Raw genomic sequence first — 12,707 nt, 5'->3', positions numbered from 1 at the left:
CGCATCGCGCCGACGAGCGGGCAAATGGGGGCGCCGGGTCATGCCGGCGCCGGAAGTAAACCCATCCTCTACCGGGGCCTCATTAAAGCAATGTGCGAGGCACACAACTCCGGCAAGATGGCACAAGGAGTCAGTAATGAATCTGATTGAACAACTCGAGAAGGAAGAGATCGCGCGCGTGCTGGGCGAGAAGTCCATCCCCGACTTCGGTCCGGGCGACACGGTCATCGTCAACGTGAACGTCGTCGAAGGTACGCGTAAGCGCGTTCAGGCTTACGAAGGCGTCGTGATCGCAAAGCGCAATCGTGGCCTCAACTCGAACTTCATCGTCCGCAAGATTTCGTCGGGCGAAGGCGTCGAGCGTACGTTCCAGACCTACTCGCCGCTGCTCGCGAGCATCGTCGTGAAGCGCCGCGGTGACGTCCGTCGCGCGAAGCTTTACTACCTCCGCGAGCGTTCGGGCAAGTCGGCTCGAATCAAGGAAAAGCTGGTCTCGAAGGACCGCGCTGCTCCCGCCGCCGAGTAAGTGGCTCAGTAGTTCGCTGCACCGGAAAAAGCACCCCTCGCGGGTGCTTTTTTCTTTGATGTGTTCAAATCGTATCTTCCCCATTCAGGCTTGAGACCGTGTCCACCGGCAAGACATCGACTCCGCGCATTCTCGAACCCGAACGGATGCCCGTTCTCTCGACCGGCAAAAGCATGCCGCCGGTCCCGCCCGAACTTCTCACGCCGGACGGCCTGCGCGCACGATTCGCGAAGGAACTCGAGTGGACGCAGGAGCCGCCCGAGCAGCGCATCAAGGCGATCGGCGGCGATCCGCGCGTGGCGTCGGTGCTCGTGCCGCTCGTCGTGCGCGAGGGCGGGTTGACCGTGCTGTTGACGCAGCGCGCCGACCACCTGTCGGATCACGCCGGCCAGATCAGCTTTCCTGGCGGACGCCGCGAGCCCGAAGACGCCGATGCCGCCGCGACCGCGTTGCGCGAAGCCCGCGAGGAAGTCGGCTTGGGCGCGGAGCATTGCGAAGTGATCGGCGCGATGCCCGACTATCTGACGGGCACCGGTTTTCGCGTGACGCCGGTCGTCGCGCTGGTTCATCCGCCGTTCTCGCTAGAAGCCGACACGCGCGAAGTGGCCGATATCTTCGAAGTGCCGCTCGCGTGGCTCATGGATCCATCGAATCACGAAGTCCGCGTGTTTCGATGGGAAGGCGGCGAGCGCCGCTTTTTCGCCATGCCTTACACGCCCGGCGAGCGAAAGGCGCCGTATTTCATCTGGGGCGCGACGGCCGGCATGCTGCGCAACTTCTATCGCTTCCTCGTCGCGTGAGCGCTGCATGAGCGCCTTCGCGCAAAGCCGTGCGTGATGCGCGCGCGCCACGCGACTGTCCCGCGTGCGAAACGCGCGAGGCGCTGTGCTATCGTTACGCGAAACTCGAACTAACCGACTGTTTCGGCGCTGCGCATGACTTTTTTTTCCGTATTGCTGGCCCTCATCATTGAGCAAGTGCGCGCGCTCACGCCGCACAATCCTGTTTCGGCGTTGCTTCACTATCATGCGGAGTCCACTGCGCATGGCTTCGATGCCGGCAAGCAGAAGCATGGCATCGTAGCGTGGCTCGTCGTCGTGCTGCCGTGGACGCTGGCAGTCGGCCTCGTCTATTACGTGCTTTATCGCATCAACTTCGTTCTCGCGTTCTTGTGGAACGTCGTGGTCGTTTACTTCACGCTCGGCTTCCGCCAGTTCAGCCACTACTTCACTGATATCCACCTCGCGCTCAATAACGACGACGTGCCCCGCGCGCGCGAAGTGCTCGCCGAGTGGACCGGGCTCGATACCGTCGATATGCCCGTCAGCGAAATCGTGCGTCATACGCTGGTTCATGCGGTGGTGGCGTCGCATCGGCACGTGTTCGGCGTGTTCTTCTGGTTCCTGATCCCGATCGGACCGGCCGGCGCGGTGTTCTATCGGATCGCGGAATATCTGGCGCGTGCGTGGGCCGCGCCGAGTCCGGAGCGCACCGCCGAGTTCTCGTCGTTCGCCCAGCGCGCGTTCTTCGTGATCGACTGGATTCCGACGCGCCTCACCGCGATGGGCTTTGCCATCGTCGGCAATTTCGAGGACGCAATCTACGCTTGGCGCAACCACGCGCGTCAGTGGCCCGACGCCAATCAGGGCGTGCTGCTCGCCGCCGGCAGCGGCGCGTTGGGCGCGCGTCTCGCGGGGCCGCTCGCGGAGCCGCTGAGCGTGGAAGCGCTGGCCGTCGGCGATGCAAGCCCGTTGCCCGTCGGCGACGACTGCACGCCGCGCACGCTGCAGTCGGCGGTGGGCCTCGTGTGGCGCGCGGTCATTCTGTGGATGTTGCTGCTGCTGATGCTGACCATCGCCGTGTGGCTGGCGTGAGCGGTCAATCGTCGAGCGGATCGCGTTCCGTCTGACACTGCCAGCAGACGGTGAACTGCGGTTCGAGCCATTCGCCGCAATGTTTGCAGATCCAGGGCCGGGCGTTCGCGTCCGGCCCTTTTTGCGCGCGCTCGAGAATGCGCTGCGCCAACGTCTCGTCGCGTTCGTCGACTAACCAGATTTCCGGCGCGCACTGATCCGCCGGGATCTCGCCCATCGCGCCGTTCAGATAGCGGTTATGCAGTTCGCACGGCACGCCCGCCGTCCTCAACACGTTCAACCAGTGATGCGCGATGATGAGGTTGGGCGCGCGCGTGAGCCGTTTCATCGCACGATCTGGCTGGCTTCGTGAACCAGTTGCGCGTAGAGCGCATGGCGCTCGGGCCTGATCTTGCCGGCATCGACCGCTTCGAGCACGGCGCAACCCGGCTCGTGCAGGTGATGGCAGTTGTAGAAGCGGCAATGGCCGAGATAGGGCCGAAAGTCCGCGAACGCGCGCTCCAGTTGGCCTTCGGACAAATGATGCAGGCCGAACTCCTGGAAACCGGGCGAATCGATCAACGAACCGCCGCCCGGCAGCGCATAAAGCCGCGTGAAGGTGGTCGTGTGGCGGCCGCTGTTCAGCGCCGACGAGATTTCGCGCGTGGCGGCGTCGGCGTCGGGGACGAGCAGGTTCACGAGCGTCGATTTGCCCATGCCGGACTGGCCCAGCAGGATCGTCGCGCGATCCTTCAGGTGGGCGTCGAGCTGAGGATGCACCTCGCCCGGCTGCATCTTCGCCGACAGCTCGATGACCGTGTATCCAAGCTCGCGATACGGCGCGAGCCGCTCGCGCGCAAGCGGCAACGCGCCTTCGACATCGATCTTGTTGAGCACGATCAGCGACTCCAGCCCGTGTGCTTCGGCGGCGATCAGCGCGCGTCCGAGCAGGTCTTCGCTGAAATGCGGCTCCGTCGCGAGCACGACGAGCAGTTGATCGAGATTCGCGGCAAAGAGCTTTGACTTGAACTGATCCGACCGGTACAACAGGTTGCGCCTTTCCCCGATCTCGACGATTACGCCCTGATCCGCCGACGATTGCTCGTAAAGCACGTGGTCGCCGACGGCAACTTCGCTGCGCTTGCCGCGCGGGAAGCACTGAAGCATCGGGCCGCCGTCGCCGGGCGTGACGAGATAGTGCCGCCCGTGCGCGGCGATGACCGTACCCGCGAGACGTCCGGCGGCCGCCGCGCCGCCCTTGCGCGTGGGACGCGCGGTCATGCGGCGTGCTGCATCAGGCGATCGATGCGTTGCGATGCCGGCGGATGCGAGTAATAAAACGCCGTGTAGAGCGGATCGGGCGTGAGCGTCGACGCGTTGTCCTCGTACAGCTTCACGAGCGCGTTGACGAGATCCTTCGGATCGGTCTGGCTGGCCGCGAAGGCGTCCGCTTCGAACTCGTTCTTGCGCGAAGTGAGACTGCCGAGCGGCGTGATGAAGAACATGAACACGGGAAGCACCAGCATGAAGAGCACGAGCGCGAGTCCGTTATTGCCGCCGACGAGCGACGGCCGCACGCCCAGCCCTTCGTAGAACCACACGGTCTGCGCGAGCCAGCCGAGCAGCGCGAGCATCGCGAGGCTGATGCCGAACATCACGATCATCAGCTTCAGCACGTGGCGGCGCTTGAAGTGGCCGAGTTCGTGCGCGAGCACGGCTTCGATTTCGCTGCCGGACAGACGCGCGAGCAGAGTATCGAAGAAAACGATGCGTTTCGTCGCGCCGAAGCCCGTGAAATACGCGTTGCCATGCGCCGAGCGGCGGCTGCCGTCCATCACGAAAAGTCCTTTCGCCGCGAAGCCCGTGCGCGACATCAGGTTTTCGATGCGCGCGACGAGCGCCTCGTCTTTCAGCGGCTCGAACTTGTTGAAGAGCGGGGCGATGAACGTGGGATAAATGACCATGGCGAGCAACTGGAAAGCGACCCACACCATCCACGTCCAGAGCCACCAGTACGCGCCGGCGCGGTCCATGAGCCACAGCGTCAGAAGCAGAAGCGGCGCCCCGACGATCACGCCGATCAGCGTGCCCTTCACGAGATCCGCGAAAAACAGCTTCTTCGACATGCGATTGAAGCCGAATTTTTCCTCGATCACGAAGTGGCGGATGTAATCGAACGGCAGGTCGATGACGCTCGTGATGACCACGACCGACGCCACCAGCGCGATCTGCCCGAGATAGCCGCGCCCGAGCCAGTCGGTGATGGCGTTGTCGAGCGCCTGCACGCCGCCGAAGAGCGTCAGCACGACGAGCACGACGGCGCTCGTCACCACTTCGATCATGGTGAGCCGCGTGCGCTCGACCGTGTAATCCGCCGCGCGCTGATGCGCCGTGAGCGGGATCGTGCCGGTGAACTGCGGCGGCACGCCGTTGCGATGCGCGGCAACGTGCCGGATCTGGCGCGACGCGAGCCAGAGCTTGGTCGAAACCATCGCGACCAGGGCGACGACGAAGATCGTCGAGAAAGCGAGAGTGAGGTTGGTCATCCGGGAATTCCGATTGAACTATGCGAGAATTATAGGTTCTTGGCTCTGCCGCCGTCGTCACATCATGCCATCGCGCGACGGGCGCGCACGCGGCCTCATCCTCTTCCTTGGGCAGCATTCATGACCGACTCTTCCAGCCTTCCCGCCGAACCCGTCCTTGCGCGCAGCGACATGAATCTCGTGTGGCTCGACATGGAAATGACGGGGCTCGATCCCGACAATGACCGCATCATCGAGATCGCGGTGGTCGTGACGAATTCGACGCTCGACAAGATGGTGGAAGGTCCGGTGTTCGCCATCCACCAGTCGGAGGAAGCGCTCGGGCGCATGGATGAGTGGAACCGCAACACGCACGGCCGCTCGGGGCTGACCGAGCGCGTGAAGGCATCGACGGTGGATGAAGCCGAAGCCACGCGGCAGATTCGCGAATTCCTCGGCCAGTACGTGCCGCCCGGCAAGTCGCCGATGTGCGGCAATTCGATCTGCCAGGATCGCCGCTTCATGGCGCGCTGGATGCCGGAACTGGAGACGTTCTTCCACTACCGCAATCTCGACGTCAGCACGCTGAAGGAACTGTGTCGCCGCTGGCAGCCGGCCATTTACAAGGGCTTCCAAAAGCGCGCGATGCATACGGCGCTCGCCGATATCCACGAATCCATCGACGAGCTGAAGTATTACCGCGAGCACTTCCTGATTCCGTCGGCGGTGGCCGACGCGTCTTAATCCTTCGGCGGCCGGATCGCGCTTTTCGGACGGAACGCGGCGACTACTTCGGCCCGCGTTTCCATGTACGGCCCGCCGATCAGATCGATGCAGTACGGCACCGCCGCGAAGATGCCCGGCACGGCCGTCTTGCCTTCGGCGTCTTTCACGCCTTCGAGCGTTTCGCGGATCGACTTCGGCTGTCCCGGCAAATTGATGATGAGCGCGGCGTGATCGGCGGTTTCGCGGATCACCGCGACTTGCCGCGACAGGATGGCGGTCGGCACGAAGTTCAGGCTGATCTGCCGCATCTGCTCGCCGAAGCCGGGCATTTCCTTCGTGGCGACGGCAAGCGTCGCTTCCGGCGTCACGTCGCGGCGCGCGGGGCCGGTGCCGCCCGTGGTCAGCACGAGATCGCAGCCGAGCGTATCGACGAGTTCGATGAGCGTCGCGGAGATGGTCGCGGCGTCGTCCTGAATCAGCCGCGTCTCGGCGCGCCACGGCGATGACAACGCCTCGCCGAGCCACACCTGCAGCGCCGGCAAGCCTTTGTCCTCGTAGACGCCTTGCGACGCGCGATCGCTGATCGACACGAGCCCGACGATCAGCTCGTCGGGATGATTACGCTTCGGAATCATCGCGGTCCTCGTCGTCGCTTTCGTCGCCTTCGGCCAGGTCGTCGATGTCGTCGTCAGCTTCGACGCCCGCCGCGTTCTTGATCCACTGGAACAGCTCGCGATAGTAGCGCGGCGGCTTTTGCTGCTCGCGCTCCTTGCGCGTGTTGCGAATGAGCGTGCGGCCTTCCTGCGGATCGACGCCCGGATGCTGGCGGATGAATTCGGTGAGCGCGGCGTCGTCGGCGAGCAGCTTGTCGCGCGTGCGTTCGATCCAGTGCAGCCGCGCCGTTTCCGCCTTGTTCACGCCGCGATGCGTGTCGAGCGCGGTGCGCAGCGCGGCGATCTGTTCCTCGCCGAGCGAGCGCATGACCTTGCCGACATACTGCAACTGACGGCGCTTGCCTTCGTGATCGGTGATCCGGCGCGCCTCGCGCACGGCGTCGCCCAGGTCCTCGGGCATCGGCATGCGCTTGAGCGCGTCTTTCGGCAGCGCGATGAGCGCCGCGCCCAATTCCTGTAGCGCGTGCATTTCGCGCTTCAGTTGCGATTTGCTGGGGCGATCGTAGCCGTGATCGTCGGCGTCGGCGTCGGCGTCGTTGCGATCGGCTGCGATGGGTTGAATGCGGGTTTTACGGTTCATGCCGTCATTGTAGCTTGCGCCCGCGCGGCACCGGCGCGGCCGACGCGTGCCGGCGAGTGAATGCACGCCGTCCTTGCTATGATCGCGTGACGGGTCGATGCGTCAGCGAATGCTTCGCCCATCGACCGGCATCGTCACCGAATTCCGGAATGACCCGAAGACCCGGAGGCGCGTGGCGCGCCCGGCTCCCGCAGTCAACGAAACCCAAGGCAACGACAAATGGCAGCAGACATCGACGTCAAGCAGCGCTTTTTCCCGCATACGCAAGACGAACTGAAGGAGATCGCCTCCGACATCCTGCGCTACGCGAAGGAACTGGGCGCGAGCGATGCCGCCACCGAAATCTCCGAAGGCGACGGCCTCTCGGTGAGCGTGCGGCGCGGCGAAGTGGAAACGATCGAGCACAACCGCGACAAGATGGTCGGCGTGACGGTGTTCATCGGCAAGAAGCGCGGCAACGCGAGCACCGCCGACTTCACGCGCGAGGCATTGCGCGACACGGTCGCGGCGGCGTACAACATCGCGCGATTCACGGCGGAAGACAGCGCGGCGGGGCTTGCCGAGGAAGATCTGCTCGAGAAGGCGCCGCAGGATCTCGATCTCTATCATCCCTGGGACATCGACGCCGACGAAGCCGCCGAGATCGCGCGCCGCGCCGAGCAGGCCGCGTTCGCCGTCGACAAGCGCATCAGCAATTCGGAAGGCGCGAGCGTGTCCGCGCAGCATTCGCAGTTCGTGCTCGCGACGTCGCGCGGGTTCATGGCGGGGTATCCGTATTCGCGGCATTACATCGCGTGTGCGCCCATCGCGGCGAGCGGCCGCGACATGCAGCGCGACGACTGGTACACGTCCAAGCGCGATGCCTCGCAACTCGCCGATCCGGAAGCGGTCGGACGTTACGCTGCGCAGCGCGCGCTTGCGCGTCTGAACGCGCGCAGCCTCGATACGCGCAAGTGCCGCGTGCTGTTCGAAGCGCCGCTCGCGGCGGGCATTCTCGGCGCGTTCGTGCAGTCCGTGAGCGGCGGGGCGCTTTATCGCAAGACCACGTTTCTCGTCGATAGCCTCGGCAAGCCGGTGTTCGCGCCGCACGTTCAGATCGTCGAAGATCCGCATGTGCGCGGCGGCATGGGCAGCGCGCCGTTCGACGAGGAAGGCGTGCGCACGCAAAAGCGCAATGTCGTCGAGGATGGCGTCGTGCAGGGGTATTTTTTGTCGACTTACTCGGCGCGCAAGCTCGGCATGCAGACGACCGGGAATGCCGGCGGTTCGCACAATCTTTCCATGCGAAGCACGCATACGCGGCCTGAGGATGATTTCGAAGCGATGCTCAAGAAGCTCGGCACCGGGCTGCTGCTCACCGAGTTGATGGGGCAGGGCGTGAACTACGTCACCGGCGATTATTCGCGCGGCGCGTCGGGGTTCTGGGTCGAGAACGGGCAGATTCAGTATGCCGTCGAGGAGATTACTGTCGCCAGTACGCTGCAGGAGATGTTTCGACACATCGAAGCTATTGGCGCCGATACCGTCGTGCGTGGCACTAAGGCTATCGGGTCTGTGCTCATCGAAAGGATGACTGTCGCGGGACAGTAAGCCTTTTTTCGGGGAGCTTGTTTTCGTGTCGGTCTATTGGCTCGCCCCTCCCCGGGGCGGGGGTCACTTTCTTTGCTGCTGCAAAGAAAGTAACCAAAGAAAGCAGCTTTCTTTCCCGCACTTCGTTTCTGATGGTGCACTCCGTAGAGCCACGTTGGCACTCAGCTTGACACAGCCCTGAATCACCTTCCGCGCCCGCTGAGCGCCACGTCCTCCGAGCCCCTCGGCTCGTTAACACCAACGCTTCTTTCTTTTTATTCTCTGCGTTCGTAGGTTACGAACGCGTAATCAAATTCGTTTGGTGGCGTCGACCTGTGGCGCTCGCGCGATACCTCGCGCCATTGCAGCGCGTCCGGTGCTTCGAAGCGGGCGTTGCCTTCGAAATCCGCGTCGATTTCCGTCACGATCATCTTCTTTGCGCGGCCGATTCCGTCGCCGTACAGTTGCGCGCCACCTATCAGGAACGCCTCCGCCGCGCCATCCGCCGACGCCAACGACAGCGCCTCCTCGATGCTCGTCACCGTATCGCAGCCCTCGTAGCGGCGCGCCGCGTCGCGCGTCACCACGATGTTGCGTCGGCCCGGCAACGGTCGCCCAATCGACTCATGCGTCTTGCGACCCATGATGATCGGCGCACCCATCGTCGTACGCTTGAAAAAGGCCAGGTCCTCAGGAAGGCGCCACGGCAGTTGGTTGTCACGTCCGATCACGCCATTGCGCGCCCGCGCGACAATCAAAGTCAACGTCGTCATGTGCAGTAGAAAGTCAGGCCACAACGGCCGGGCACGATTCTAACCCGCGCGCGCAGCCCGCCGTTCCATCGGCATGCCTATGTCGAATGTCGCGTGGAGTGCCGTAGAGCCGTCAGGCGTCCGGCGAATCGTCGTCGCGGTCGGGCGTCGAACGCTGAATCTCGGGCGAAACCTCGTCCCACAGCGTCACGCTATGACTTACGCCCGCCGAGCGCTCGATCACGCGCCAACCGATATCCGGGGTGCGCTCCGAAATCCAGCCGGAGCCGTCGGTTTCATCGCCTTCTGCGAATTGCGCGATGGCCAAGCCGCCACGCGGTAAAATCTTGTCAAGAGCCATCATTGACCACGAAAATACCAGCAATTTATTCCGGGACGCTATTCGCGGAAATAAAGTTATTAGAAACCCGGTATGAAAGGCATTACCGGAAATTCATTCCGGTTACGCTCGCCGTTGCGGCAGATATGTCGTGCGCAACGTCAGCGCATTAAGCCAAATGCGTGCCATTCTCGGTTGGCGCTTGCTACACATGGCTCTGAGGCAATCTCGTGTACAGTGTCGTCTTCCAATCGCGCGAAAACGTTTCAACCGTGATACGCCGCGCGAGAAAAACCTGAATTTCCGTCGGATACGTTATATGCTTTCGTCCTATAAAAACGGGGACGCAATTTTTTAATCGAGGCGTGTGAGGATCGTGCAGAGCCACAGCCAGTAAGGGTTCGTGGCAATAGTCGCACGCTTTCATGGTATTTGTTTTCGCTGTTTCTGGGTTATAGTAGTCTCTCCATCGCGGCGCAGAATCATACAAAAAGGGTTTCGCGGAAGGGGCGCAGGTGTTTCGTGCGCGTGTTCCCGGGGGCAACGTATTGAAATTGCAAGTCCGTTCGCAGCACATGCGAAGGCTACGAAGTCTGCATGTAGCGAGAGCCTGAACTACGCGACCTTTTCAACGAACGTTGAACCAAGGATCTGAATAATGGACGTCGCTCGGCGGCAACTCATCTATGTGACTCGCGATCCCAGCGAGACGCTATGCGCGCGGTTCGAGGAGCGCGGGTGGCAAATCGAGATCGTGGCCAGCGCGCGCGATACCCGTAAGGCGCTGCGCAGCGACCTGGCAATGGGCGGTCTGCTGGATCTCTCGAGTCATTTCGAATCGCACGAACTCGCGGCGTTCGAATCGTCGCTGACCATGACCAACGTCGGCTGGGTCGCGGCGACCATTTCCGGCCAGCTGGAAGACGCCGCCGTGCGCCGGCTCATCCGCGATTATTGTTTCGACTACGTGACGCTGCCGACGTCGAATGACCGCATCGTCGATTCCGTCGGCCACGCATTCGGCATGGTCTCGCTGCACGACGCCGCCTCGAACGATCCGCGCATCGAAGGCCGCGCGGAAGGCGAAATGGTCGGTTCCTGCGACGCCATGCTCGCGCTGTTCCGCTCCATCCGCAAAGTCGCCATGACCGACGCGCCCGTGTTCATTTCCGGCGAATCGGGCACCGGCAAGGAATTGACGGCAGTCGCCATCCACGAGCGCTCGGCGCGGCGCGATCAGCCGTTCGTTGCGATCAACTGCGGCGCGATTCCCGCGCATCTGCTGCAATCAGAACTCTTCGGCTACGAACGCGGCGCATTCACGGGCGCGAATCAGCGCAAGATCGGGCGCGTGGAAGCGGCCAACGGCGGCACGCTATTCCTCGACGAAATCGGCGATTTGCCGCTCGAAAGCCAGGCGAGCCTGTTGCGCTTCCTGCAGGAGCGCAAGGTCGAACGTCTTGGCGGCCACGGTTCGACGCCGGTGGACGTGCGCATCATCTCGGCGACGCACGTCGACATGCAGACCGCGATGATCGAAGGGCGTTTCCGCGCCGACCTGTATCACCGCCTCTGCGTGCTGCAGATCGACGAGCCGCCGCTGCGCGCGCGCGGCAAGGACATCGAACTGCTCGCGAAGCACATGCTCGACCGCTTCAAGAAGGACGCGAGCCGCCGCCTGCGCGGATTCTCGCCGTGCGCCATCGCGGCGATTCACAACTACGGGTGGCCCGGCAACGTGCGCGAGCTGATCAACCGCGTGCGCCGCGCCATCGTCATGTCGGAAGGCCGGCAGATCACCGCGCGCGACCTCGAACTGGGCGAATACGTCGAAGTCGCGCCCGTTTCGCTTGCCCAGGCGCGCGAAGCGGCGGAGCGGCAGGCGATCGAACTCGCGCTTCTGCGCCATCGCGGACGACTGGGCGATGCCGCGCACGAGCTCGGCATTTCGCGCGTCACGCTGTATCGGCTGCTGAGCGCGCACGGCATGCGTCACATCGAAGTCGATGCCCCGCCGGAGCACGCCACGCGCGGCTGATCCTGCAAGATTGCTGCTGAAAATCGGGCGCCGAAAGGCGCCCGTTTCTATTTTCGCGACGCAACGCAGCCCGTTGTTCCGCTTGGTAAAATCGATTCTTTCCGCCTCTTCTCGCGCGGCTCGTGCCGGCATCCAAGGAACATCGAATGAAACAGTATCTCGAGCTCGTCCAGACGATCCTCGATACCGGCACCTGGCAGGAAAACCGCACCGGCATCCGCACGATCAGTATGCCCGGCGCCATGTTGCGCTTCGATTTGCAGCAAGGCTTTCCCGCCGTGACCACGAAGAAGCTCGCGTTCAAGTCGGCGATCGGCGAAATGGTCGGCTTCCTGCGCGCGTCGCGCAGCGCGGCGGATTTCCGGGCGCTCGGCTGCAAGGTCTGGGACGCCAACGCGAACGAAAATCCGCAGTGGCTCGACAACCCGTATCGGCAGGGACCGGACGATCTCGGCGATGTCTACGGCGTGCAATGGCGTCAATGGCCCGCGTACAAGCTCATCGACGCGAGCGCGGGCGAGCAGATCGCCGACGCCACGAATCGCGGCTACGAGCTGGTGACGAGCTTCGTCGAAAACGGGCGCGAGCAGGTGCTGCTGTACAAGGCCATCGACCAGTTGCGCCAGTGTCTCGATACGATCATCGAGCGTCCCACCGACCGGCGCATTCTGTTTCATGCGTGGAACCCGGCGAAGCTCGACGAGATCGCGTTGCCCGCGTGCCACTTGCTGTACCAGTTTCTTCCGAACGTGACGAAGCGCGAAATCTCGCTGTGCCTGTATATCCGCAGCAACGACGTCGGGCTCGGCACGCCGTTCAATCTGACGGAAGGCGCGGCGCTGCTGCATCTCGTCGGGCGGCTCACGGGCTATACGCCGCGCTGGTTCACGTACTTTATCGGCGATGCGCACATCTACGAGAATCAGCTCGACATGCTGAACGAGCAGTTGAAGCGCGAGCCGTATCCGTCGCCGCAACTGATCATTTCGGATCGCGTGCCGGATTACGCGGTCACGAAGCGGTACGAGCCGGAATGGCTGGAAAAGGTCGAGCCGGCGGATTTCGCGCTCGAAGGGTACAGGCATCACGATCCGATCAGCGCGCCGATGGCGGTCTGATCGAAC

Annotated in this window: 14 protein-coding genes; 7 read left to right on the top strand and 7 right to left on the bottom strand. The window is 63.2% G+C overall.

Annotated features, from left to right (window positions below; genetic code table 11):
- Positions 1 to 136: 136 nt before the first annotated feature.
- The 3 genes from rplS to AWB72_RS16005 all read left to right on the top strand — a co-directional run bounded on the left by rplS (position 137) and on the right by AWB72_RS16005 (position 2,400).
- A complete protein-coding gene (gene rplS, locus AWB72_RS16015; protein WP_040051354.1) occupies positions 137 to 526 on the top strand; it encodes a 50S ribosomal protein L19 in 390 nt (129 codons plus the stop codon).
- Between the two features lie 146 nt (positions 527 to 672).
- Positions 673 to 1,326 carry a CoA pyrophosphatase gene (locus AWB72_RS16010; protein WP_087128382.1) on the top strand — a complete coding sequence of 218 codons (654 nt, stop codon included), beginning with the start codon at positions 673 to 675 and terminating at the stop codon, positions 1,324 to 1,326.
- A 135-nt stretch (positions 1,327 to 1,461) separates the two neighbouring features.
- Complete coding sequence (locus AWB72_RS16005; protein ID WP_040051355.1) at positions 1,462 to 2,400, top strand: CobD/CbiB family protein; 939 nt, start codon at positions 1,462 to 1,464, stop codon at positions 2,398 to 2,400.
- A gap of 4 nt (positions 2,401 to 2,404) precedes the next feature.
- On the opposite strand, the gene AWB72_RS16000 is transcribed toward AWB72_RS16005, so the two are convergent.
- The 3 genes from AWB72_RS16000 to AWB72_RS15990 are packed head-to-tail and all read right to left on the bottom strand — an operon-like array spanning position 2,405 to position 4,925.
- Positions 2,405 to 2,728 carry a putative signal transducing protein gene (locus AWB72_RS16000; protein WP_087128227.1) on the bottom strand — a complete coding sequence of 108 codons (324 nt, stop codon included), beginning with the start codon at positions 2,726 to 2,728 and terminating at the stop codon, positions 2,405 to 2,407.
- Positions 2,725 to 3,660 carry a ribosome small subunit-dependent GTPase A gene (gene rsgA, locus AWB72_RS15995; protein WP_087128226.1) on the bottom strand — a complete coding sequence of 312 codons (936 nt, stop codon included), beginning with the start codon at positions 3,658 to 3,660 and terminating at the stop codon, positions 2,725 to 2,727. The genes AWB72_RS16000 and rsgA overlap by 4 nt, the downstream gene beginning before the upstream one ends.
- Positions 3,657 to 4,925: a M48 family metallopeptidase gene (locus tag AWB72_RS15990; protein WP_040051358.1), complete on the bottom strand. Its 1,269-nt coding sequence runs from the start codon at positions 4,923 to 4,925 to the stop codon at positions 3,657 to 3,659. Before AWB72_RS15990 ends, rsgA begins: the two co-directional genes overlap by 4 nt.
- Before the next feature lie 120 nt (positions 4,926 to 5,045).
- Here AWB72_RS15990 and orn point away from each other — a divergent pair, with 120 nt between their 5' ends.
- Positions 5,046 to 5,648, top strand: a complete 603-nt coding sequence (orn, locus tag AWB72_RS15985) for an oligoribonuclease (RefSeq protein WP_040051359.1) — start codon at positions 5,046 to 5,048, stop codon at positions 5,646 to 5,648.
- Here orn and mog read toward each other — a convergent pair.
- Positions 5,645 to 6,265 carry a molybdopterin adenylyltransferase gene (gene mog / locus AWB72_RS15980; protein WP_087128224.1) on the bottom strand — a complete coding sequence of 207 codons (621 nt, stop codon included), beginning with the start codon at positions 6,263 to 6,265 and terminating at the stop codon, positions 5,645 to 5,647. The two genes, orn and mog, sit on opposite strands and share 4 nt — an antisense overlap.
- Complete coding sequence (gene yjgA, locus AWB72_RS15975; protein ID WP_087128381.1) at positions 6,249 to 6,884, bottom strand: ribosome biogenesis factor YjgA; 636 nt, start codon at positions 6,882 to 6,884, stop codon at positions 6,249 to 6,251. The genes mog and yjgA overlap by 17 nt, the downstream gene beginning before the upstream one ends.
- 219 nt (positions 6,885 to 7,103) lie before the next feature.
- Here yjgA and pmbA point away from each other — a divergent pair, with 219 nt between their 5' ends.
- Complete coding sequence (gene pmbA, locus AWB72_RS15970) at positions 7,104 to 8,474, top strand: metalloprotease PmbA (protein WP_040051360.1); 1,371 nt, start codon at positions 7,104 to 7,106, stop codon at positions 8,472 to 8,474.
- A gap of 254 nt (positions 8,475 to 8,728) precedes the next feature.
- Here the strand turns inward: pmbA and AWB72_RS15965 are convergent, their stop codons facing one another.
- Positions 8,729 to 9,226: a dihydrofolate reductase gene (locus AWB72_RS15965; RefSeq protein ID WP_040051361.1), complete on the bottom strand. Its 498-nt coding sequence runs from the start codon at positions 9,224 to 9,226 to the stop codon at positions 8,729 to 8,731.
- A 112-nt stretch (positions 9,227 to 9,338) separates the two neighbouring features.
- Entirely contained in the window at positions 9,339 to 9,590 is a 252-nt protein-coding gene (locus tag AWB72_RS15960) for a hypothetical protein (RefSeq protein ID WP_159459371.1), read from the bottom strand.
- Between the two features lie 613 nt (positions 9,591 to 10,203).
- On the opposite strand from AWB72_RS15960, the gene AWB72_RS15955 reads away from it, so the two are divergent.
- Together AWB72_RS15955 and AWB72_RS15950 are read left to right on the top strand one after the other, a co-directional pair.
- Complete coding sequence (locus tag AWB72_RS15955; RefSeq protein ID WP_040051363.1) at positions 10,204 to 11,583, top strand: sigma-54 dependent transcriptional regulator; 1,380 nt, start codon at positions 10,204 to 10,206, stop codon at positions 11,581 to 11,583.
- 146 nt (positions 11,584 to 11,729) lie between these two features.
- Positions 11,730 to 12,701, top strand: a complete 972-nt coding sequence (locus tag AWB72_RS15950; RefSeq protein WP_087128221.1) for a thymidylate synthase — start codon at positions 11,730 to 11,732, stop codon at positions 12,699 to 12,701.
- The last annotated feature ends 6 nt before the right edge of the window (positions 12,702 to 12,707 follow it).

The sequence above is a fragment of the Caballeronia concitans genome, from assembly GCF_001544615.1.
GTDB lineage: Bacteria > Pseudomonadota > Gammaproteobacteria > Burkholderiales > Burkholderiaceae > Caballeronia > Caballeronia concitans.
The sequence above is the reverse complement of the archived record's forward strand: the minus strand, read 5'-3'. Positions and strand labels throughout refer to the sequence as shown.